Origin of the sequence: Hwanghaeella grinnelliae (genome assembly GCF_004005845.1) — a bacterium.
Classification (GTDB): Bacteria; Pseudomonadota; Alphaproteobacteria; order UBA8366; family Aestuariispiraceae; genus Hwanghaeella; species Hwanghaeella grinnelliae.
Genome location: NZ_SADE01000001.1, coordinates 361,380 through 383,982 on the forward strand (window position 1 = coordinate 361,380; position 22,603 = coordinate 383,982).

At 59.5% G+C, this 22,603-nt stretch carries 21 protein-coding genes and 1 tRNA gene; 8 read left to right on the forward strand and 14 right to left on the reverse strand.

The window, feature by feature from the left end:
* The first annotated feature begins 122 nt into the window (after positions 1-122).
* Positions 123-1,427, forward strand: a complete 1,305-nt coding sequence (locus EOI86_RS01590) for a hydroxyacid-oxoacid transhydrogenase (RefSeq protein ID WP_127763398.1) — start codon at positions 123-125, stop codon at positions 1,425-1,427.
* A 16-nt stretch (positions 1,428-1,443) separates the two neighbouring features.
* Here the strand turns inward: EOI86_RS01590 and EOI86_RS01595 are convergent, their stop codons facing one another.
* The 4 genes from EOI86_RS01595 to EOI86_RS01610 all read right to left on the reverse strand — a co-directional run bounded on the left by EOI86_RS01595 (position 1,444) and on the right by EOI86_RS01610 (position 5,416).
* Positions 1,444-2,295, reverse strand: coding sequence for a TauD/TfdA dioxygenase family protein (locus EOI86_RS01595; RefSeq protein ID WP_161973651.1), 852 nt, complete (start codon positions 2,293-2,295; stop codon positions 1,444-1,446).
* Positions 2,296-2,305: 10 nt separating this feature from the next.
* Positions 2,306-3,289, reverse strand: coding sequence for an NAD(P)-dependent oxidoreductase (locus EOI86_RS01600; RefSeq protein ID WP_275668577.1), 984 nt, complete (start codon positions 3,287-3,289; stop codon positions 2,306-2,308).
* Between the two features lie 102 nt (positions 3,290-3,391).
* A complete protein-coding gene (gene groL, locus EOI86_RS01605; RefSeq protein ID WP_127763401.1) occupies positions 3,392-5,035 on the reverse strand; it encodes a chaperonin GroEL in 1,644 nt (547 codons plus the stop codon).
* Positions 5,036-5,101: 66 nt separating this feature from the next.
* Positions 5,102-5,416 carry a co-chaperone GroES gene (locus EOI86_RS01610; RefSeq protein ID WP_127763402.1) on the reverse strand — a complete coding sequence of 105 codons (315 nt, stop codon included), beginning with the start codon at positions 5,414-5,416 and terminating at the stop codon, positions 5,102-5,104.
* Between the two features lie 257 nt (positions 5,417-5,673).
* Between EOI86_RS01610 and EOI86_RS01615 the strand changes: the two genes are divergently transcribed.
* Complete coding sequence (locus EOI86_RS01615) at positions 5,674-6,159, forward strand: iron-sulfur cluster assembly scaffold protein (RefSeq protein ID WP_127763403.1); 486 nt, start codon at positions 5,674-5,676, stop codon at positions 6,157-6,159.
* An 18-nt stretch (positions 6,160-6,177) separates the two neighbouring features.
* On the opposite strand, the gene EOI86_RS01620 is transcribed toward EOI86_RS01615, so the two are convergent.
* The 4 genes from EOI86_RS01620 to EOI86_RS01635 form a co-directional block, all read right to left on the reverse strand.
* Complete coding sequence (locus EOI86_RS01620; RefSeq protein ID WP_127763404.1) at positions 6,178-7,875, reverse strand: Na/Pi cotransporter family protein; 1,698 nt, start codon at positions 7,873-7,875, stop codon at positions 6,178-6,180.
* Positions 7,876-8,078: 203 nt separating this feature from the next.
* Positions 8,079-8,152: transfer RNA gene (locus EOI86_RS01625), tRNA-Gly, on the reverse strand.
* Between the two features lie 92 nt (positions 8,153-8,244).
* Positions 8,245-9,153 carry a M48 family metallopeptidase gene (locus EOI86_RS01630; RefSeq protein WP_127763405.1) on the reverse strand — a complete coding sequence of 303 codons (909 nt, stop codon included), beginning with the start codon at positions 9,151-9,153 and terminating at the stop codon, positions 8,245-8,247.
* An 8-nt stretch (positions 9,154-9,161) separates the two neighbouring features.
* On the reverse strand, positions 9,162-9,680 hold the full coding sequence (locus tag EOI86_RS01635; protein WP_127763406.1) for a GNAT family N-acetyltransferase: 519 nt from the start codon (positions 9,678-9,680) through the stop codon (positions 9,162-9,164).
* A 392-nt stretch (positions 9,681-10,072) separates the two neighbouring features.
* Between EOI86_RS01635 and EOI86_RS01640 the strand changes: the two genes are divergently transcribed.
* From EOI86_RS01640 to argE, 6 genes are all read left to right on the forward strand, one after another.
* Complete coding sequence (locus EOI86_RS01640; RefSeq protein ID WP_127763407.1) at positions 10,073-11,275, forward strand: ABC transporter substrate-binding protein; 1,203 nt, start codon at positions 10,073-10,075, stop codon at positions 11,273-11,275.
* A gap of 40 nt (positions 11,276-11,315) precedes the next feature.
* Positions 11,316-13,004 (forward strand): ABC transporter permease, encoded by a 1,689-nt coding sequence (locus tag EOI86_RS01645; protein WP_127763408.1) that lies wholly within the window; start codon positions 11,316-11,318, stop codon positions 13,002-13,004.
* Complete coding sequence (locus EOI86_RS01650) at positions 13,001-13,681, forward strand: ATP-binding cassette domain-containing protein (RefSeq protein WP_240035548.1); 681 nt, start codon at positions 13,001-13,003, stop codon at positions 13,679-13,681. Before EOI86_RS01645 ends, EOI86_RS01650 begins: the two co-directional genes overlap by 4 nt.
* 62 nt (positions 13,682-13,743) lie before the next feature.
* Positions 13,744-14,136, forward strand: a complete 393-nt coding sequence (apaG, locus tag EOI86_RS01655) for a Co2+/Mg2+ efflux protein ApaG (RefSeq protein ID WP_127763409.1) — start codon at positions 13,744-13,746, stop codon at positions 14,134-14,136.
* Between the two features lie 155 nt (positions 14,137-14,291).
* Positions 14,292-15,740: a TrkH family potassium uptake protein gene (locus tag EOI86_RS01660; protein WP_240035549.1), complete on the forward strand. Its 1,449-nt coding sequence runs from the start codon at positions 14,292-14,294 to the stop codon at positions 15,738-15,740.
* A gap of 26 nt (positions 15,741-15,766) precedes the next feature.
* Positions 15,767-16,927, forward strand: a complete 1,161-nt coding sequence (argE, locus tag EOI86_RS01665) for an acetylornithine deacetylase (RefSeq protein WP_127763410.1) — start codon at positions 15,767-15,769, stop codon at positions 16,925-16,927.
* A 16-nt stretch (positions 16,928-16,943) separates the two neighbouring features.
* On the opposite strand, the gene EOI86_RS01670 is transcribed toward argE, so the two are convergent.
* The 6 genes from EOI86_RS01670 to EOI86_RS01695 form a co-directional block, all read right to left on the reverse strand.
* Positions 16,944-17,429 (reverse strand): GNAT family N-acetyltransferase, encoded by a 486-nt coding sequence (locus tag EOI86_RS01670; RefSeq protein ID WP_127763411.1) that lies wholly within the window; start codon positions 17,427-17,429, stop codon positions 16,944-16,946.
* Positions 17,426-18,514 (reverse strand): class I SAM-dependent methyltransferase, encoded by a 1,089-nt coding sequence (locus EOI86_RS01675; protein WP_127763412.1) that lies wholly within the window; start codon positions 18,512-18,514, stop codon positions 17,426-17,428. Before EOI86_RS01675 ends, EOI86_RS01670 begins: the two co-directional genes overlap by 4 nt.
* Positions 18,515-18,576: 62 nt before the next feature.
* Entirely contained in the window at positions 18,577-19,308 is a 732-nt protein-coding gene (locus tag EOI86_RS01680; RefSeq protein WP_205032015.1) for a pyridoxine 5'-phosphate synthase, read from the reverse strand.
* 93 nt (positions 19,309-19,401) lie between these two features.
* A complete protein-coding gene (locus EOI86_RS01685; RefSeq protein WP_127763414.1) occupies positions 19,402-20,169 on the reverse strand; it encodes a class I SAM-dependent methyltransferase in 768 nt (255 codons plus the stop codon).
* 3 nt (positions 20,170-20,172) lie between these two features.
* Complete coding sequence (locus tag EOI86_RS01690; protein ID WP_127765071.1) at positions 20,173-21,606, reverse strand: glycosyltransferase; 1,434 nt, start codon at positions 21,604-21,606, stop codon at positions 20,173-20,175.
* Between the two features lie 17 nt (positions 21,607-21,623).
* Positions 21,624-22,598, reverse strand: a complete 975-nt coding sequence (locus EOI86_RS01695) for a lysylphosphatidylglycerol synthase transmembrane domain-containing protein (protein ID WP_127763415.1) — start codon at positions 22,596-22,598, stop codon at positions 21,624-21,626.
* Between the last annotated feature and the right edge of the window lie 5 nt (positions 22,599-22,603).

A 22,603-nucleotide genomic window follows, 5' to 3' on the forward strand; every position in this document is an offset into this window, starting at 1 on the left:
GGTCGAAACAGTATCCGATCGGCTTGAATGAACAACCTCTTGATAATCGCCATCTGATCCCCGACCTTATGTGCAAATCATACCGTCGAGTATGTGCTGATTATCGAGAACGGGGGAATTCAATGTCGCTGTCGTCCTACTTCACACCATCGCCGGGTGGCGATACCGCCTTCACTGTCGAAGCGCCCAAGATAAAGTTCGGAATCGGCTCCCTGAAGGAAGTGGGATTGGATGCGAAGGGCCTGGGCATGACCAGGGCAGCGCTGTTCGTTGATCCCAAGATCATGGGAACAGCGCCCTTCAACCAGGTGACCGAGGGCCTTCAATCGGCCGGGGTCGATTTTACGGTCTATGACGCGATTGAGGTTGAACCGACCGATACCTCCTTCAAGGCCGCGACGGCCTTCGCGTCGGAAGGGAATTTCGACGGTTTCATCTCGCTTGGTGGCGGGTCGACGATGGATACCTGCAAGGCCGCGAATCTCTATTCGACATATCCGGATGATTTCCTCGCCTATGTGAACGCGCCGGTCGGCCAAGCGAAACAACCGCCGGGCCCGTTGAAGCCGCATATTGCCTGCCCAACCACCTTCGGCACGGCGTCAGAATGTACCGGCATCGCGATCTTCGACTTCGTTGAGATGGAATTGAAGACCGGAATCGCCAGCGCGCGCCTGCGGCCGGCGCTTGGCGTGCTGGACCCACAGGTGTTGAAAACCTTGCCGGCCATGGTCGTGGCCGCGAATGGGTTCGACGTCTTCTCCCACGCCTTTGAAAGTCTGACGGCGCGGCCCTACACCCACCGGGAAGCACCGGCGGACCCGTCCAAGCGCCCGCTCAGCCAGGGCGCAAACCCCTATAGCGATCTGGCCTGTCTGCAAGCGATCAAACTGGTCGGCGGCAATCTGGTCCAGGCGGTCAACGACCCGACGGATGAAAACTACGAAGCCTTGATGTTCGCCGGCATGTTGGCGGGGATTGGCTTCGGTAATGCGGGCTGCCATTTGCCGCACGGTATGTCCTACGCGGTCGCGGGCTTGGTGCAGGACTATACGGCGCAAGGTTGGGCGTCGAACCATCCGCTGGTGCCCCACGGCATTTCCGTGATCGTCAATGCTCCCGCCGTCTTCCGCTTCACCGGCGACGCCTGTCCTGAGCGACACCTGCAAGGCGCGGAGGCCATGGGCGCCGACATTTCCGACGCCAAGCCGGAGGACGCCGGTGCCCTGCTGGCGGACCGTATCATTGAGATGATGAAGGCGACCGGCATTCCCAACGGCCTCAACGGCGTCGGCTATTCGGAAGAAGACCTGGACAAACTGGTCGACAAGGCCTGGCCCCAGCAACGCCTGCTGGTCAATGCCCCGAAGTCGGTGAGCAAGGACGATTTGCGCGGCATCTTCGTTGATGCGATGCGGTATTGGTAGCGCGTTTACAGACAGGTTACGCCGCAATCGGCGTTTCGCCTTCGAAGGTGGTTCGGTAGAGCAGGCGTCGGTATCCGTCATAGTCGTTGACGGCGAAATGCATGGTGGCCCGGTTGTCCCAGATGACCAGATCGCCGGGGCGCCAACGGTGGCGGCACTGGAATTCGGGGCGGGTCATATGGGCGTAGATGCGCTCCAGGATCGGGGCGCTTTCTTCCTCGCTCATGCCTTCCAGACGCGTCGTATAGGTCGGGTTCACGAATAGGGCGGCCTTGCCGCTGACCGGATGGCGGCGCACGACGGGTAGGGCGCGTTCCTTGTCCGCTTCCGGGTCACCGCGCTGCATTTTCACCGATGTGCTGGTGGCGACTTTGGGGCGGTGTTTCACGCCATAGGGTTTCCCCGACTGGATTGCGTTGCGGCCATCCACATGGGCACGCAGATCGGCGGGGAGGGTTTCCCACGCCGTCACCCCGTCGGCCCAGAGCGTGTCGCCGCCGGTGGGCGGCAGGTCCACAGCCTGTAGCAGCGATCCCCCCGGCGGGCGTTCCAGGTAAGAAAAGTCGGAATGCCAATTACCGCCGAAGACATAGATGTTGCGTTCCTCCGCCTCCTTCAGCACCGCGATGACGTCCGGGTCTTCTTTCATCGGCTCGACATAGGGCAGGCGCACCAGGGGACCGAAAACCTGTGTCGCGCGTTTCAGCGCGGGGATGTCCAAATACTGTTCGGGCAGGACCAGGACGAGCCGGTCGGCGAGCAAGGTCACCAAGTCGGCTGCGAGGGCAGGGGATATCGGCTGTTTCAGGTCCAGGCCTGTCACGCGCGTGCCCATGCGCGGCGTGATGTGGTCTTGCACGAGCGGCACTGTACAATCCTTATTTCCAGGGGAGCGTTTCATCGCCGTAGAGTTTATAGATCGCCGTTACATCCTCATCCGCGTGGCCCCGGGCCGTCATCATGCGGTGCAACTGGGCGGCGGTCGCGGTCATGGGCATTGGCGTGCGGGTGCTTTTGGCAAGTGCCAGAACAGCGTCCAGATCCTTTTCGATGGTGCTGATCGCGCCACCCGGCGGGAACTTGCCTTCCAGCATGACGTTGAACCATTCCTGCAACAATCTGGAGTCCGCGCGTCCACCTTGCAGGGCCGCCGGGATTCGGTCCGCCTCAATGCCTGCATTCGTGGCAAGTTTCGCCGCTTCCGCAAGCACAGCGAGGAGATTGCCGACGAAGGTTTGGTTGATCAATTTCGTTGCCTGGCCCGCGCCGTTCGGCCCCATCAGTGTTAGTCGGCCGGCAAGGTTTTCCTCGATCACGCCACGGACCTTTTCGAAGTCCTCCTCCGCACCGCCGGCCATGATCACAAGTGTTCCCGTTTCCGCACTGGGCGGGCCGCCGGAAACCGGGGCGTCAATCATGCCGGTGCCGTGGTTTGCCTTCAGGCGCGCGGCGAATGCCTTGGACGGTTCGGGGTCGGCGGTGGAAAAATCGACCAGCATCTTGCCTTCGGACAAGCCGTCGACGAGGCGACCCTCGCCGAAAAGCAGATCTTCAAGCGCGGCGGTGTTGAAAACACATGTGAAAATGACATCGCAGTCGCGGGCAAGTTCGGCGGGGGTGGCCGCTTCGGTCGCGCCGGCCGCTAAGAATGGCGGCAATCGGTCCTTGTTTCGTGCCCAGACGGTCAGCGGAAGGCCTTGTTTCAGCAGACGATGCGCCATTGCGCCGCCCATATGTCCAAGGCCGATGAAGCCCAGTCGCTGTGAGTTTGTCATTGTCGCCTTCCGTGAAGTTTCAACGAAGGTAGAGGCGTTTTCGCCAGGTCGGCAAGCGACTGCCAGTAAACGCGCTTGTGACAGCACGGCGATGTTTACCTTATGCCCCGCTGCCCGCCTTCCAAAAGAGAAAGGGCGGCGCCTTTCGGTGCCGCCCTTTCGGGAAACGCAGTACTGAACGCGGGCTGCTTACATCATGCCGCCCATACCGCCCATGCCGCCCATATCGGGCATCGCGGGACCGGACTTGTCGTCCGGCTTATCCGCGACCATGGCTTCGGTGGTGATCAGCAGGCCGGCGATGGACGCCGCATCCTGAAGGGCATGGCGTACGACCTTGACCGGGTCGATGATGCCGGCCTTGACCAGATCGGTATAGATACCGTTCTGCGCGTCGAAGCCGAGATCCACGTCCTTGCTTTCCAGCAGTTTGCCGGCAACCACGGCGCCGTCGACGCCCGCGTTTTCTGCGATCTGACGAACCGGGGCTTCCAGCGCGCGGCGGATGATGGAAATGCCGACATTCTGGTCGTTGTTGGCGCCTTCAAGCTTGGCCAGCGCCTTGACGGCATTTAGCAGGGCGGAACCGCCGCCCGGGACGATACCTTCTTCGACGGCAGCGCGGGTGGCGTGCATGGCGTCGTCAACGCGGTCCTTGCGTTCCTTCACTTCGACTTCGGTCGCACCGCCGACGCGGATGACCGCAACACCGCCGGCGAGCTTCGCCAGACGTTCCTGCAGCTTTTCACGGTCGTAGTCGGAGGACGTCGCTTCCGTTTGCGCCCGGATCTGCTCGCAACGGGCTTCGATGTCCTTTTTCTTGCCGGCGCCGTCAACGATGATCGTCTCATCTTTCGTGATGTCGACCTTCTTGGCGGTACCCAGCATTTCCATCGTGACGTTTTCAAGCTTGATGCCGAGGTCTTCGCTGATGACCTGACCGTTGGTCAGGATCGCGATGTCTTCCAGCATGGCTTTGCGACGATCGCCGAAGCCCGGCGCCTTGACGGCGGCGAGTTTCAGGCCACCGCGCAGCTTGTTGACCACCAGGGTCGCCAGCGCTTCGCCTTCGACGTCTTCCGCGATGATCAGCAGCGGACGGCTGCTCTGCACGACCTGTTCCAAAATCGGCAGGATCGCCTGCAGATTCGACAGCTTCTTCTCGTGGATCAGGATGTAGGGGTTTTCCAATTCCGCCCGCATCTTCTCACTGTTGGTGACGAAGTAGGGGGAGAGGTAGCCGCGGTCGAACTGCATGCCTTCGACGACTTCAAGTTCGGTATGAAGCGACTTGGCTTCTTCAACCGTGATGACGCCTTCATTGCCGACGCGCTGCATCGCTTCGGCGATCATGTCGCCGACTTCCTTGTCGCCATTGGCGGAAATCGTCCCGACCTGGGCAACTTCTTCGGAGGTCTTGATCTTCTTCGCGCGTTTGGCGAGGTCCTTGACGACCGCTTCGACCGCAAGGTCGATGCCGCGCTTCAGGTCCATCGGGTTCATGCCGGCGGCAACCGCCTTGGCGCCTTCGCGAACGATGGACTGGGCCAGGACCGTCGCGGTCGTGGTGCCGTCGCCAGCGATGTCGTTGGTTTTGCTCGCGACTTCGCGAACCATCTGGGCGCCCATGTTCTCGAACTTATCGCTCAGTTCGATTTCCTTGGCGACGCTGACGCCGTCCTTCGTGATGCGCGGTGCGCCGAAGGACTTGTCGATCACGACGTTACGGCCTTTCGGGCCCAGGGTGACTTTCACGGCGTTGGCCAAAATGTCGACGCCTTTCAGCATCTTCGCGCGGGCGTCGGCCGAGAATTTTACGTCTTTAGCAGCCATTTATGCTGTCTCCTCGAAATATACGGTTCTCTAAATGTTCGGCGGAATTGCGTGTTGAGGCGCCCGTTAGGCGGCCTTCTTAGCCTTCGCCTTCACATCGAGAATGCCCATGATGTCGGACTCTTTCATGATCAGCAGGTCTTCACCGTCGATCTTCACTTCGGTGCCGGACCATTTTCCGAACAGGACGAAGTCGCCAGCCTTGACGTCAAGCGGAGTGATATCGCCCTTTTCGTTCCGCGAACCGGAACCGACGGAAACGACTTCACCCTGCATGGGCTTTTCCTTTGCGGAGTCGGGAATGATGATTCCACCCGCCGTCTTCTCGTCCTCAGTAGTGCGACGAACCAGAACACGATCGTGCAAAGGTCTGAATTTCATTGAAATCCTCCTCAGTGAGACACTCATTGGTCTGTAAATAGGGGTTCGAGCTGCTGTTGGCACTCTCTTTCGACGAGTGCTAACAACACTCGCAACGGGATGTAGGGAGCGGGGAGATTTTCTTCAAGGAGAAAATGAGGCGCCGGTGCTTGAAAGCGGCCCTATTTGCGATAAACCCGGCTTTATTGCGGGAAAGCCTGTTTTCGCTTGGCCGGTCCGGCTTGACCGACCCCGATCCCAGACCACACATATGAAGCGTGACCACAAGGGACAAGGTCGAATTGCTTACTGTTTCGATACCGGACGACGATGACGCGCTCGAGCTTTATTCGGAAAAGCTCGTGGGGTTGTGTGCGACCGTTGCCACCCCGCGCCGGTTGGACCACCCGGATGGCTCGGCGCATTTACGCAGCAGGCTGTGCGGCAGCACGGTGACAATCGACGTCGCCTTGGACGGTGAGAACAGAATCGCCGACCTGGGCTTCGAGGTGAAGGCCTGTTCGCTGGGCTCCGCAGCGACGGCGATCCTGGCCCGCCATGCCAAAGGCGCGGACGGCGAGACGCTGGGCAAGGTGCGTGATGCGGTTCAGTCCATGCTGTCGGGCGCTGAAACGATAGACCTGCCCGACGGATGGGAGGAGATCACCGTTCTCGCCCCCGCCCGTGACGTCCGCTCCCGCCACTCCGCGATCATGATCGTTTTCGACGCTGCCAATGAGGCTATCGCCAAAGCCGAGGCCTGACCTGGCCCTTTGTTTGGTTTACTTGGTCGTCGGCTGCATCCTGATCGGACGGGGGCGTGCATCAGTGTTCTCTTCCTTGCCGTCCATCAGGCGACTGTCCGCCAGTTCGCCCGCGCGCTCCAGAATGGGATACGCGACAGACGTCAGGTGACTATTGATCCGCTTCAGGTCACGCAGGACATCCAGGTGCAGGGAACTGGACGCAATGCTTTCGGGACGCCCTTCCCCGATCCGGGCGAAATGATTGTCGGTGAAGCGCTGTTCCACATGACGGATTTCTGACTTTTCCCGGATCAGTTGACGGGCAAGGTTCAGGTCGCCGGACATGAAGACCGACATGGCGAGGTCCAGATTGGCGATGATGCGTTGGTGAAATTCGTCGATTTCCCGGGCGCCGTCCGTTGAAAACAGCGTCTGGCCTTTGATCTTCTTTGCGGCCAGTTCCATCAGATTCTTGTCGATGATGTCGCCGATATGTTCCAGATTCGTGGTGAAACTCAGTATTTCGACACAACGTTTGCTTTCCGGTGCGTCCATTTCCTGTTGTGACAGGCTGGTCAGGTAAAGCTTGATCGCTTCGTGCAGGCGGTCGACCAAGTCGTCTGACCGCTCCACTTCTTTCCTCAAGGTGTCGTCGTTGGTGACGAAGACCTGCAATGTCGATTGCAGCATTTCCCGGACTTCATCGCCCATCCGCAGCGTTTCCCGCGCCGCGCAGCTCAAGGCGACGGTGGGGGACTCCAGAGCCCCGGAATCCAAATATTTCGGGGATTGCAGATCGTCGCGGTCGGGCCGTTCGGGAACCAGCCGGCGCACGAGGGGATCGACCAGTGACAGAAGCGGCAGGAAGGCCACGGCCAGCGCCAGATTGAACATCAAATGGAAGTTTGCGACGGCGCGGACATGGTCCCCGCCCATCATAGCGACATACGGCATGGCGTAAGGAATCAACGGTAGGGCCGCCAGCACGCCGCACCCCCGCATGAAAAGGTTGCCGGTGGTAACCCGGCGGCTTGCGACAGGGCTTTGCAACGTCATTACGAAGGCTGTGAAAGCGCCGCCTAGATTGGCGCCCAGGACCATCACGAAGGCGGCTTGGGTGCTGATCACTTGCGACGCAGCGAACGTGGCGATCAGCAGTACGATCGCGACGCTTGAATGTGAGAACCAGGTGAGCAGGGCGACGACAAGGATCGCCAAGAGCGGTTCCGCGCTAAGCGGCTGTAGAAGAAGGGAGACGGTCTCGGTTTCGCGCAACGGCGCGGAGGAAAGCACGATCTGCTTCAGGGCGAGCAGAACCAGCCCGAAACCGAGCGCGATGCGCCCCAAATTCTTATGTCGAGCCTTTTCGCTGGCCAGGAAGGTGAAAACACCGAGCGCCAGGAACAGCGGGGAAATCCATTTGATGTCGAAGGAAAGCAGTTGAACAACGATGGTAGTGCCCACATCCGCGCCCAGAACAATGGCAAGCGCGGCGACACCGCCGATCAACCCTTGTCCGGCAAAAGAAGAAACGATCATGGCGGTCGCGGTCGAACTTTGGACCGCCGCAGCCGCGGCCAAGCCGGTCAGGAAACCCGTAACCCTGTTTTTGGCCGATAGAGACAGCACACGGCGCAATTCCGCGCCGAAGGACCGGGTCACCCCGGTCCTCACCATGCGGATTCCCCAAAGCAGCAGCGCAACGCTGCCGACAATATTTATAATCGTTTCCATAGAGACACCGAATAAAGGTCAAGCAATCGTAATAATACCAACGACTCAATGACTTGTCATCTGGATGTAACAAAACTGTAACAAAACTCTGTGTCCGGGCACGAAATGTGGATCAAATCCGCACCGAGCGCGACTTTTGGACCGCCACAATGGCAGGAAATGCGCTGCCTTACCGTATCAAGGTATGTTCTTGGGAAAGGAATTGGAGCGGGTGAGGAGAATCGAACTCCCGTATGCAGCTTGGGAAGCTGCCGTTCTACCATTGAACTACACCCGCGTCCCTGGCGGCGGAAAACGCGCAGACACCGCTCTATATAGAAATGTTGTCCGCTGATCAATTGTGATTGGCGCGAACCCGTTGTCGGTGTGTCAAGACGCCGTCTCGGCGCCCTTCGGTGCGACGGTCTGGCTGCAGATCTGTTTCAAATCCGCCCATTCCTGATCGCTCAGGGCCAGGTTCTCGCCGGTCTTGGGGGCGTTAAGGACATAGTCCATGCGGTCCTTGGTGGCCGGATGGGTCGCGAACAGCGCTGGTTGGTTGGCATTGTTGCCGTGTTTTTGAAGCAGCGTTGCGAAGAAACCGGCGAAGGCGGTGCTGTCCCAACCGGCCTTTTGCATCAGGTCCAGCGCTATGACGTCCGCGCGGTGTTCCATCTCACGCGTGTTTGCGGCGATCAGCAGTTTCTGGCTGATCAAATCGTCCATCTTATTGCTGATCTTTTCGCCGACCAAAAGGCGAAGCAGAATCGTGCCGCTGCCCCGTTCAACCAGGGCGCGGATCGGATCGCGGGAAATGACGTGTCCCAGTTCATGGGCGATCACGCCGGCCAGTGCGTTCGGATGGTCGGTCATCTCGAACAGCTTTGAGAAGATCAGGATACGGTCGCCCGGCATCGCCATGGCATTGGCGAAATCCGCGTCCATCACGGTGACGCGCAGGGTGATGTCGTCCGGAAGACCTTTGTTCAACCCCTCGAAGATCTTCCCGAGGGCGGCGAGACCCGGGGGATAACTGCAGACACGGATACCGTTAGGCATCTTCCCCGTTTCCAGCAGTTTGTGCACGATTTCCCCTTCGACGCGGCGGCCCAGCGGGATTTCGGCCGATCGCGGCAACCAACGGATCGTCGCCTCCGCGGCCAAGGGCAGGATCACAGCTGTGATGAGCGCAATGAATCCACCCAGCATGACGAGCCACAGCAACAGCCGCTTCAGCACTTGTCCTTTTGTCCCCGTCGAGGCGGCTGGACCGGATTTTGAATTGCCTGTTGAGGTCACGCCCCCTCCTAAACCGACTGTTCCGCTGTCTCGCGGAACGGCAACACCATGCCGGATAACCGGGACAGGCTGGCTTCTTCGAATTCCAAGCCCATGAAGGTCAGCGGGGCCACAGAGCCTGGGAGTTCCAAATTGGCGACTTTCTCCTCCCGGAAGCCGAATGGCGCATAGTAGCCACGATCGCCGACGATAAGTACACCCCCGTAACCAGCTGCACGTGTGCCTGCAATCCCATGGGCGACCAGCGCCTTGCCGATGCCTTGGCCCCGCAGATCGGGCAGCACCGCGAGTGGACCGAGCATAACGCCTTGCCCGCCGTCGGGCATCAGGACCGGCCAGAAGCGGATCGAGCCCAGCATGTCGCCATCATTCGACAGGGCGACGTAACACAGGTTGGTGGCCGGCGGGATACCGTCCCGGAACTGATAGACGGTGCGGGTCTTCCGTGCCGGTCCGAACGCGGTATCGACGAGGGATTCGATTGCGGCCGCGTGTTCCACGGCCTCATCAGAAAGAGTGAAATTCATAGCTGAAACTCCGGGTGCGGTCGTTTGACCGCGTTTTGAAACGCAATGGGATCGAGATGTCGTTCAGTCCCATGGGTGGGCACCGCACCGACGCAAGGCATAACGCCCGGCTCCATCGAACCGGGTCCTGCCTATCTTCGTCGTCGCAGGCACACCTGCATGCGCGTTTCTCCCGTTGTTTCCCCGACATGTTTTTCGGGGCACCGATTGCCAATAGGACAAAACGATCACGAGGTCAAAACTTGATGTAAAGAAAATGTGTCCGCAGCGTGTGCGTTCTATGGCACGCGTTGGGCTGACAGGGCCTGACCCAGCCGGTATCGTTCCGGCGGAAATCCCGGTCCCGCCGCAGCCTGCGGGACCAATCCGACACAAAATCGAGGTAATTGAACATGCGACGCCTTTTGGCCGTCTTCGGAACCTTATCGATGCTCTTCTGCGGCTCGGCCGCGGCGCAACAACCTGAACCGCAATGGCAGACGGTGTTGGACAAAGCGCGCGGCCAGGAAGTGTTCTGGAACGCGTGGGGCGGGGGCGACGTCTATAACAACTACATCGACTGGGTCGCCGGGCGTGTGGCCGAAGAATACGGTGTTACGTTGCGGCACGTGAAGTTGGGCGATACAGCAGAAGCCGTACGGAAAGTCCTGGCCGAGCGGTCTGCCGGCCGTTCCACGGATGGAGCTGTCGACCTTATCTGGATCAATGGCGAGAACTTCAAGACCATGAAGGACAGCGCCCTTCTCTATGGCCCTTTCACCGACAGGCTACCGAACTTCAAACTTGTCGATACCGACGAAAAACCGACCACAGTGCTCGATTTCACCGTGCCGACGGACGGACTGGAATCGCCTTGGGGCATGGCGAAACTGGTGTTCGTTCACGATACGGCGGTGTTGTCGGACCCGCCGAAGTCGATCGCGGCGATCCTGGAGCATGCCAAGGCGAATCCCGGCCGAATAACCTATCCCGCGCCGCCGGACTTCACCGGCACGACCTTCCTGAAGCAGGCCTTGTACGAATTGGTCGAGAACCCTGTAGATCTCCTGAGCCCGGCCGGCGAAAATTTCGATGCGGTCACCGCGCCGCTCTGGAATTATCTGGATGCGCTATCGCCGCTGATGTGGCGCGAAGGCCGTGATTTTCCAAAAACCGGCACGGCCCAACGGCAATTGCTGAGCGATGGGGCGGTGGATCTCTCCTATTCGTTCAATATCGGGGAAGCCTCCTCGGCGATTGCCGAAGGATTGCTGCCCGATACGGCGCGCACTTATGTCCTGGATGGGGGAACGATTGGAAACACCCATTTCGTGGCCATTCCGTTCAATGCGGCACATAAGGACGGTGCCATGGTTGTGGCGAATTTCCTGCTGTCGCCCGAAGCCCAGGCCCGGAAAGCGCATCCCGATATCTGGGGCGAACAGACGGTCCTGTCCATGGACCGTTTATCCGATGACGACCGGGCTTTGTTCGAAAACTTGCCACGCGGCGTCGCCACCCTGAGCGAAACGGATTTGGGCAAAACCCTGCCGGAACCGCATCCGAGTTGGATGGTGCGGATTGAGGAGGCTTGGCTCAAACGGTACGGCAGTTGAGGCATCGTGCCGGCAGCGTTGCGCCGTCAGGGTTGCAGCCGTGACCTTCCTGCCCGCCGCGCCATGGGTCACGTTGGCCGTCTTCTTGCTTCCGGTATTGGCCGGTTTGGCGGGCGCCGTACTGCCGGCCTTCGGTTATCTGCCGGCTCTTGACGGGACCGATGCCTCTTTAGATCCGTGGCGGCGGTTGCTCGATTATCCGGGCTTCGCAGGATCCCTGTGGATGAGCTTGTGGACTGGCTTTGCGGCGACCATGATTTCCTTTGCCTTGGCCATCGGCTTCGCGGCGGCGTGGCGGGGAACCCGCGTCTTCCGAAGTTTGCAGCGTCTTATCGCACCGTTGCTGTCGGTACCGCATGCCGCCGTCGCGCTGGGTATGCTCTTTCTGCTGGCGCCCAGCGGCTGGCTGCTGCGCGCCGGCTCCCCCTGGGCCACGGGCTTCGTTCGTCCTCCGGATTGGGCGACGGCACCCGACCCGTACGGCATCGTTTTCATACTGGCGTTGGTGGTGAAGGAAACGCCTTTCCTCTTCCTGATGACCGTTGCGGCCCTGAACCAGGTGCGGGAACGAGAAATCGTGACCACCGCCCGGACATTGGGGTATGGGCCGGCGACGGCTTGGTTGAAATGCGTCCTGCCGTTGGTTTATCCGCAATTGCGTTTGCCGGTCTACGCGGTCCTGGCATTCTCCCTGTCGGTCATCGATGTCGCCCTGGTTCTAGCGCCTGCCACAAACCCGCCGCTTGGCGTGTTGATCCTGCGTTGGTTCAACGACCCGGATTTGGGATACCAATTCGTGGCCGCCGCCGGGGCCGTGACGCAATTGGCGGTCGTTGCCGCAGGCATCGTGGTTTGGTGGGGGGTCGAGCGCCTTGTAGGCGCGATGGGCCGTCGATGGGCTTCTGCCGGGGACCGGGCCGTTCTGGACCGGCCTGTGGCGGTTTTCTCCCTGGCGGGAACGGGTGTTCTTTGGTTTCTCGGCGCGGGGAGCCTGTTGGGCATGGCGGTTTGGTCGATGGCGCGCCAGTGGCGCTTTCCCGATACCTTGCCCAGCGAATGGTCGCTGATGAATTGGATGCGGCGGGGGGAAACACTGATCGGGTTGGGTGGCACGACCGTAACGGTCGGTTTGATCAGCGCGGGAATCGCGTTGGTCCTGGCCGTTGCTTGCTTGGAACATGAAAAGCGGGACGGTTTGAAGCCGACGGCCCGCGCCCTCTGGCTGCTCTATATCCCCTTGCTTGTGCCGCAAGTCGCCTTCCTGTTCGGGGCGCAGGTGCTGCTGGTGACGGCGGGAATCGACGGTGGCTGGACTGCTTTGATATGGGCGCATCTGCTGTTCGTTCTGCCTTATGTTTTTCTATCATTGTCGGATCCGTTCCGGTCGCTGGATGAACGGTATCGCACGACGGCTTTATGCCTCGGCCTGCGTCCTTCCGCGGTTTTCCGGCGCGTAACCTTGCCCTTGCTGCTGCGGCCGATCCTCGTTGCCTTCGCGGTCGGGTTCGCAGTAAGCGTCAGTCAATATCTGCCTACGGTTTTTGCAGGCGGTGGGCGGTTGGAAACTTTGACGACGGAGGCGGTTTCCCTGGCCGGCGGTGGGGATAGACGTTTGATCGGCATGCTCGTCTTCGCTCAATCGGTATTGCCTTTCGTTGCATTTCTGCTTGCTGCCGCCTTACCTGCATGGGCGTTTCGAAACCGAGCAGGCTTGCGGGGACTGACATGATCGTTACGCAGCAGACCATGGGGGCGATGGAGATTGCCGGTCTGACTGTCCGGATCGGGAATCGTGTGCTGTGCGAGAACCTTTCGGTTTCGATCCCGCCGGGTGAGATCGTGACCCTGATGGGCCCCAGCGGGTCGGGAAAATCGACGATCCTGTCCCATATTTGCGGCACGCTGGATCGGCAGTTCGAGGTGTCTGGCGCAATACGGCTGGCCGGAATGGATTTGGCCGCGCTGCGGCCGGAAGATCGCAAGCTGGGCATCTTATTTCAGGAAGCGCTGCTTTTTCCCCATCTCAGTGTCTGGGAGAATCTGGCTTTCGGCCTGCCGTCCGGGATTTCCAGGAAAGAACGCCGCCACCGTGTCGAAGCGGCCTTGGCCGATGCGGAACTGGATGGATTGGCGGACCGGGATCCGGCGACCCTTTCCGGCGGCCAAAAGGCCCGCGCCGCCCTGATGCGGACACTTTTGGCCGAACCGCGTGCCTTGCTGTTGGACGAGCCGTTTTCGAGGCTGGATGCTGCGTTGCGGGATAAAATCCGGCAGTTTGTGTTCGATCATGCCCGCAAGGCAAGGTTGCCAACTTTGCTGGTGACACACGATATCGCGGATGCACAGTCTGCCGGTGGGCCGATTGTTGAGGTGGAAGTTGCTGGACAAGCCAGCCAGCAATCATAATATCCCCCGATAACGACAAGGAGGATGCGCCGCTTGGATCGCGAACGCGCATGGAGCATCTGATGTACGAACAGGAAACCGATGGAATCAAAGTATCGGTTGAGCCGATCTATCTGGAGGATCAGTCACAACCCAGCGAAGACCACTATGTCTGGGCCTATCAGGTGACGATCGAAAACCGCAGCCCGAAGACCGTGCAGCTTCTCAACCGCCATTGGCGGATTACGGATGCGCAAGGCCGGACGGAAGAAGTGCGCGGCCCGGGCGTCGTCGGCGAGCAGCCTGTGCTGCGGCCGGGTGAATCTTTTGAATATACCAGCGGCACGCCGCTATCGACGCCTTCCGGTATCATGCTCGGCAGTTACGAAATGGAAGCGGAGGACGGGAGTGCGTTCGACGTGGCCATTCCGGCCTTTTCCCTGGACAGTCCGCACCAGCCGGTTCAGCTGCATTAGCGGCATTGGGCCCCGTGGCGGGGGCCGGCGGGGGGCCGGCGCAGTGCTGGGCCGGATTCGGGCGGCGGAACGGCAAAAATGCCGCCGACCCGCAGGGGAGAAATGAATGAGCATGCCCGTCCCGGCCAAAGGCCGATAACCGTTGGATCCGGCCGGTGACTGATTTTCGACCGATCTTTTTCGTTCTGGGCGTGCTGCTTTCTACCGTGGCAGTGGCGATGCTCGTGCCTGCCTTCGTGGATCTAGCTGTTAACAACGAGGATTGGCAGGTCTTTGCGGTCGCCAGTTCGCTGACTTTTTTCGTTGGGATGATGCTGGTCCTGACCTGTCGTGCACGGTCGCGGACGCTGTCGGTTCGGCAAGCCTTTGTTTTGACGACCCTGGTTTGGGTGGCCCTGCCGGCTTTTGCGGCTATTCCCTTCGCTTTTTCCAACCTGGACCTGACCTATACGGATGCGTTTTTCGAATCCATGTCCGGACTGACCACGACGGGATCGACGGTGATCCTGGGCCTGGACCACGCGCCGCCGGGCATTTTGCTGTGGCGATCTTTGCTGCAATGGTTGGGGGGCGTTGGGATTGTCATGATGGCCGTCTCCGTCCTGCCGATGCTGCAGGTCGGCGGTATGCAGTTGTTCCGTATGGAATTCGCCGAGCGGATGGAAAAGGCGCTACCGCGCGCGGCCCAGATCGCCGCTTGGATCGGCGGCATCTACCTGTTTCTGACCGTTTTGTGCGGGGTTCTGTACTTTGTTGCCGGCATGGCCGGATTCGAAGCGATTAATCATGCCATGACCACGGTAGCCACAGGCGGCTATTCAACGCGCGATTCATCAATCGGTTTTTATCAAAGCGCTTGGGTCGACATCATCGCAACGGTATTCATGGTCGCCGGATCTTTGCCCTTCCTGCTGTACTTCCAGGCGATCCGCGGAAAGATCACGGACTTGTTCCGGGACTCTCAAGTTCGGTGGTTTCTGTCGATCCTGGGCTTCAGCATTCTGGTGATGATCGTCTATCTTTGGCGCGTCGAAGATTGGGAACTGGGGCGCGCTGTACGATTGGCGTTATTCAACATCACGTCGGTGATGACGGGAACCGGCTATGCGACCGACGATTTCGCCCTTTGGGGCGCCTTGGCGATGCCGATGTTCTTCATGCTGATGTTTATCGGCGGCTGCGCTGGGTCAACCACTTGCGGCATCAAGGTTTTCAGGTTCCAGGTTCTGCTTCAAACGGCGCGCATGCAGTTCCGGCGGCTTTTGCAGCCGCATGGCGTATTCATCGCTTACTACAATGGAAAGCCGATACCGGAGACGGTGGCGGAGTCAGTGATGAGCTTTTTTTTCCTGTTCGTAACGTTGTTTGTGCTGCTTGCTTTGGTGTTGGGCCTGATCGGTCTGGACTTCATCACCGCGACCAGTGGCGCTGCGACCGCGATCGCCAATGTTGGGCCCGGGTTGGGTCCGATCATCGGGCCGGTGGGGAATTTTTCCACGCTGCCGGATCCGGCAAAATGGGTGTTGTCGTTCGGCATGTTGATCGGGCGGCTTGAAATCTTCACGGTGCTTATTCTGTTGTCACCGCGTTTCTGGAAAGTGTGATCACTATATTGGGGGTAGAGCCGACCATGGCCGAGACATATACGCCGATCGAAATGCTTGGAAAGCTGGTGTCCTTCGACACGACCTCGGCTTTCTCTAATATGGAACTCATCGATTTCGTTCGGGGATATCTCGCCGATTATGGGGTCGAGGCCCAAGTTCTGCCGAATGAGGACGGGACGAAGGCGAACCTGTTTGCGACGATTGGACCGTCGAAGCCCGGCGGCGTTGCCTTGTCGGGGCATACAGATGTGGTGCCGGTGGTCGGACAGCCTTGGGATACCAACCCTTTCGAAGTGGTTGAAAAAGGGACTCGCCTTTATGGGCGCGGAACCTGTGACATGAAGGCGTTTTCGGCCACGGCGCTTGCCTTGGTGCCGGAAATGGTCGCAAAGCCGTTGCAGAGGCCGCTGCATTTCTGCTTGTCCTATGATGAGGAGGTCGGCTGTCTCGGTGCGCCGGGCATGATCGCCGAACTGGGCGCGGCACTGCCCAAGCCGGCGCTCGTCATCGTCGGTGAACCGACCGACATGAAGGTCGTCTCCGCCCATAAAGGAATGTGGTTCTTCCGCGTGACCGTCACGGGCAAGGAAGCGCATTCCAGCCAAACCCATCGCGGTGTCAGCGCCGTGATGAACGGTGCGAGGATGATTGCCAAGCTGGATGAAATGGGCAAACGCCTGCGCGATAATGCGGATACGTCCAGCCGCTTCCCGCCACCCTATACGACGATCCATGTCGGCACGGCGAATGGCGGAACGGCCCCAAACATCATCAGCCGCAAGTTTGAATTCGTCTGCGATATCCGAAACCTGCCGACTGATGACCCGGCGGCTCTGCAGCAGGAGTTCGAGGATTGGGTCAACGCCGAGATCCTGCCGGATATGCATGCCGTCGATCCGTCGACGGGAATCGAGATCGAGAACCTGACCACGGTTCCCGGCTTGCGGGAGGAATTGGATTCCGAAGCCGAGGCATTCGTCCGCGCGATTACCGGTGACAATGACACGACCTATGTTCCTTACGGAACGGAAGCCGGCCAATTCCAGGAAGCGGGGATGTCCGTCGTGGTTTGCGGACCGGGTTCGATCGACCAGGCGCACCAGCCGAACGAGTTCATTGAGATCGACCAGGTCCACCAATGCGAGGCGTTCCTGCGCAAAGTGATTGTTCGCTGTCAGGGGTGATGAAGCGGCCCGGGTGTCAGGTGTCGAGCCGCTTTTCATAAGTATTGTAAAGCGGCTCGAACCCCAGTGCCGGGTAAGTACCCGTTGCGCTAGGGTTGCTGGCCAGGCCGGTGACGAGAACGCGTTTCAGGCCCATTTCCTTGAAGCGATGGCAGGCTTCGTCAATCATCGCACGTGACAATCCCTGACAGCGCTTGCTTTCGGCGACGTAGATGTCGGTGATGCAGCCAAAGGCTCTTTGGTCTTTGACGACGAACTGTCCCGGTTCGATTTCTTCGATCCCGATGAGGAAGCCAGCCGGCTCTTTCGCGATCTCGCCGACCAGAACGAAGCCGCGCGAGTGTCGGATGTCTTCTTCAAGGGAGCGCAGATGCGCGGCCGCTCCCGCCAGCGTCGTATCCCGATCAGATCGCAACGCGTATTCATGGACGTTGAGCGCGAGGAGGAATGAGACGATGATGTCTCGGTCCCTTGGCCTTGCGTCGCGCACGGTCACGCTCATGCGGCGCGTCTCAATACCATCACACGGCTGAAGAAGGCGCGGTCGACGGATTCCACCGCGAAACCGGAATTGGCAAACAAGGCTTCCAAATCGTCTTCCAGGTAATTCGTGTAGTACGGCTCGTGGAAAGCCATCGGAAAGCGCTGCAACAAGGCGTCATAGGGCGGGTGATCGCCGCTCTGTATGGAATCGACGAAGACAAGCCTGCCGCCCGGTTTCAGGATGCGTGCGATTTCCTTGGCGACGGTACGCCGCACTTTCTTCGGCAATTCATGGAAAAGATAGACGCAGGTGGCGATGTCATACGCGCCGTTCTCTGCTGGAACTTCTTCCGCGTTGGCTTCCATGAAATACGTTTCCGGAAACTCGGCGAGGGAACGCTGTGCCTTGCGCAAATACGGTTGGCTCAAGTCCAGCCCTGTTACCGAAATTTTGGGATTGTTCCGCAAAACCTCTTTCAAGAACCGGCCTGTACCGCAGGCGATGTCGATCAAATCGACGGGGGCGTTGCCGGCAAATTCCTCAACCGCGTCCCGTATTGCCGGCAACGCCTGTCGGCGCATGGCGTCCGCACCGCCGGTGAACAACACCTCGACCTGGTGGTCATAGGCTTCTGCGGACTCATCGGAAAACCAGCCATCGGTCTGGTAGTGGAAGTTCTGCAGATAATAGCGCGGATAGGTGCCCTTGGGCGTGTTCTTCAGGACTTCGCTGTTGTCGTCACGGCGACGTCGCTGAGCGACCTTTGGTAAGTCTTGAAGAAAGGCACGGGAATTCTTCAAGACCTTCCCGGGGCGAGGCACAAGGTCCGCCGGCGGCCGGTACAGACCCGCGCGGATGTTTGCCCAGTCCTGGCGGTATAGGGCGGATAGGTCCTTCAGGATGTATCCCCATCCCGGAATCCGGTCCGTCGGGGCCGGTCCGTTCGGCGGCGGGCTGAGGCGGGCGGCCAGGACATACTGCCCCGCGAACCACGCGGTCCGTGCCGCATGGCTCAGCGCATAGGCCGGGCCCAATCCGCCCCGTCCCGAAATGCGGCGTGAGTGTGATCTATCGCGCAGGTTTTCAGCAAGCTGACGAAGCATCGTGCTCTCCTTCTTCAAAGGATGGTACGCACGCGGGCCACATACAAGATCAGTTATGGGCGTCAGGCGCCAAGGGCTTTCAGAAAACCCTTCACGGATTCTTCCATGCCGATCCACAAGGCGTCGGATGTGAAAGCGTGGCCGATCGAAACCTCGTCCAATTGGGGCAGTGCCGCCTTGAAAGCGGGCAGGTTTTCCGTCGTCAAATCATGGCCCGCGTTGATCTCAAGCCCTTCAGCCACCGCGGCGGCGGCGCTTTCACTGTATTGCGCAAGGACTTCTTGCTCCGCGGGCGTACCGAAAGCATCGGCCCAGGGACCGGTATAGAGTTCGATCCGCTTGGCGCCCAGATTGGCGACTTGCGCCATTGCGGCCGGATCGGGGTTCATGAACAGCGACACACGACAGCCCATTGACTGCAATTCGCCAATGATCGGGCGCAATCTTTCCGCTTCCGCAAAAACGTCCCATCCGTCATCGGAGGTCGCCACATCGGGGGCGTCCGGTACAAGCGTTGCCTGGGTCGGGCGCACATCACGACACAATTGCATGTAATCCGGATAGGGATTGCCTTCGATATTGTACTCGATACCGGGATGCGACTTTAGAAGTTCGGACAATTCATACACGTCGGTCCGGCGAATGTGTCTTTCGTCCGGCCGCGGATGAACGGTGATACCGTGTGCGCCCGCCGCGATCACTGTCTCAGCCGCCTTGGTGACGCTCGGATAACCGACATGCCGCTGGTTCCGCAGCAAGGCGATTTTATTCAGATTGATGCTCAGATTTGTCATGATACGCGATGATGGTTGTCCAGAATTGGACTTATTCATAGGCCGCCAAACCGATAAATGACAGGGCCAATTGAATTGGTCCCGCCTGGACCATTAGGACCGCTTGGCTTTGCGTTTCTCCAACACAACCATCAACCGGAAGGCCAGGATCGGGCCTATGAAAGGCATCAGCACCTGTTCCAGACGGATCAAACTTTCCGCCGCGCTTGCGGAAAGCAGGGACCATGATTTGAAACCACCCGTCATTGGGTAGGCAAACAAGCTCAACCATTGCCGGTCGATCAAGGTAAAGCCCGGAAAGGTCTCCGCGAAGGCGATCCTGTGTTCCTGGCGCTTGAACAGCAAGGTCGGAATGCCTTGGTTCGAATCGAACGGGTCCTTGGTTGGATCGGGTGTCGACGCGACGGGCCCAAGCGGGTCGACAGACATATCGACCGGTTCCTCGTGCAGGTAGTTGTAAAACAGCCAACTGACCGGCGTGATGCCGGGTTCGATCAGGGCCACCCGGCCACCCGGCTTCAGCACGCGAAGCGCTTCCGCGAAAAAGGCCCGCGGATGTTCGATATGGTGAAGCACGTCCAGCATGGTGATGCCGTCGAATGTGTCATCCGCGAACGGTAGGGTTTGCGCGTCGGCACAGACATCGACCCAGGGGGTTGGCAGGATGTCGATGGTGGTGACATCCGCATCGGGCTTCGCATCCCGCAGATTGCCGGACCCTGAACCGACCTCCAGATATCGTCCTGCCGCCGGCAAGGCATTCAGCATGCGCCGGTGGTAGTCGCCATAGACCGCCCGCAACGCCGGTTTGCGTTCCCAGACACGACGGTGTTCCGCCAGCCGCGGGTCGATCGCGGTCATCGATCAGAAGGCTTTCAGCTTGCGCCAGGCGAAGACCACCATCTTCAGAAGCAGCCACCCGTCGCGGAACCGTGAAATCTGCGGCGACCCATAGGTCCGATCCGCGTAGCGCACCGGGATTTCCACGATCTTGAGGTTCAGCTTGGCGGCGCCGAAGATCAGGTCGAAATCGCCGAAAGGATCGAAATCGCCGAAATAGGACCTATTGGCGATCAGGTTTTCGTAATCCTTCTTCGTGATCACCTTGGTGCCGCACAAGGTGTCGGTGAAACGCTGGTTCAGAAGGTAGGAAAATATCAGCGCGAAGGTGCGGTTTGCCCAATAGTTCAGGAACCGCATGGCGCCGTGCTCCATGGGGTAGACAAGGCGGGTGCCGTTTATGAACTCTCCCTTACCGCGCGCGATTGCGTCGTAGTATTTCGGTATTTCCTCCGGCGGCATGGTCAGGTCGGCGTCCAGGATCATCAACACATCGCCGCGCGCTTCATCGAAGCCTTTGCGCACCGCGTCTCCTTTGCCCTTGCCGGGCTGTTTGAAGACCTTGATGTCCCATTCGTCCTTATAGGCATCGCGGACCCGTTCGCATTCTTCGTATGTTCCGTCGGAGGAATTACCCTCCACATAGAGGATTTCGATATCGTCGGCGAAACGCGGCAAGCGTTTCACGGCGTTCTCGATATTGCCTTTCTCGTTCCGGCAGGGAACCAGGACAGTGGCACTCAGATTGCGCCGTTTTGCATGCCGTTCCGACCGCGCAACCAGATAGTGGCGCAGGCAAAGGCGCCGAATGCCCGGAAGGGTGCCGATGAAGCGGTTCAGCGCGGTGCCGATACCGAACAGATGGTGCGGCACCAATTGCCGCCATTCCTGCCGAATGACTTCGAAATCCGACAGGTTCAGCAGATTGGCGATGTCGTGATGGCCGAGGTAGTTCACCTCCGGCTGCGGCATTCTCAATCCCATCATTTCGGTCAGCTTCAGCGCCGGTTCCCAGAGATGAGAGTAGTAGGAGACGACGAGGCGCGTATTGGCGTCGCAGAAACGGTGCAGCGATTTGAAGGTTTCCTCGCAGTCATCCAGATAACCGATCGTGTCGGAAAGCAGGATGAAATCGAATGTCCCCTTGATCTTTCTGTTGTTGGCGAGCGCTTCGATATCGGCCACATGGAAGGTCATGTCCGGGTGCTTCGACGAGGCGATCTCGATCATCTCTTCGGAAAAATCGACCCCGACCCCAACGGAGGGTTTCAACCGCTCCAGTGTCCGCCCTGTGCCGCACCCCAGTTCGAGAACCCGCGACCCTTCGGGAATAACGAACTTCAGATAGGCCAGATCGGCGTTATGGAATGGGCTGTTCCGGTCGATCCAGTGATCGCGGATCTTGGCTATGTCGTCGGCATAGTCGCGAATGGCGCGTTTGCGCGGCGAAAGAGTCATGCCTGTCGTACCATTTGTCATGCTGTCGGGCCTGGGGATTGCGTTTGTGGCAACTCGTATCGCCTGCGGGCCATAAGCCAAAACACACCGCCGGGCAAGCCTACTGCGACCTGGACGAGGCCGAAAAGGACCGACAGGGCCAAGGCTTCCGGTTCAGAAACAGAGGCATAGGACAGCGCCAGTACCAGCACACCCTCTCGCAGGCCCCAGCCGGCGATGGTCACCGGAATGGTCGCGATCAGGATTGCAACGGGCAGCACCGCCATGGTGACACTGTAATCGACCTGGACGTCGATGCCGAGTGCGAGGACGTAGAATGAGGACAGGGCCAGGGTCTGGCCGATCAACGTGGCTAAACCGACCTTCAGCAGCATCGCTGGGGTCAGCAAAACTTCACGCGCCTGCTTGGACATATTCAGAAACTCGGCGACCACTTTCCATCGGCGGAGGGAATGCGGCAGCGCGTCGAGCACGAGGAACAGGACAAACGCGGCCAAGGCTGCGGCCAGCAAAAAGACGACACCCTGTTGCATGACCGGATCTGTAATCAGGTGGAACATCGACGGCAGGAACGCTGCCGAAATTATCACGATGCCGAGCAAGCCGAAGGCTCGATCCAATAACACACTGGACGTCGCGCGTGACAGTCTAAGACCGCCGTCCCGTGCCAATCGGAAAACCCGAATAGCGTCGCCACCAACTGAGGAGGGCAGGGCCTGATTGAAGAATAGCCCCTCCATCGTCCATCGGAAGAACCGACTGTAACGCGGCGACTCCCCTTGCATGTCCGACAGGAACTTCCAGCGCAGCGCGATGATGAACTGCTGGGCCGTTACCATGCCGATAGCAATCAGGATTGGTCCCGGATGGGCCGAAGAGACAAGCCCCAAAGCTTGCCCCAGCTCGATCTCAAGGGCGAGATAGGAAAGCAGGCCGAGCGTGACCCCAACTTTTAGAAGGGTCCACAGGATTCGTTTGGCTTTATCGCTCATGGTCC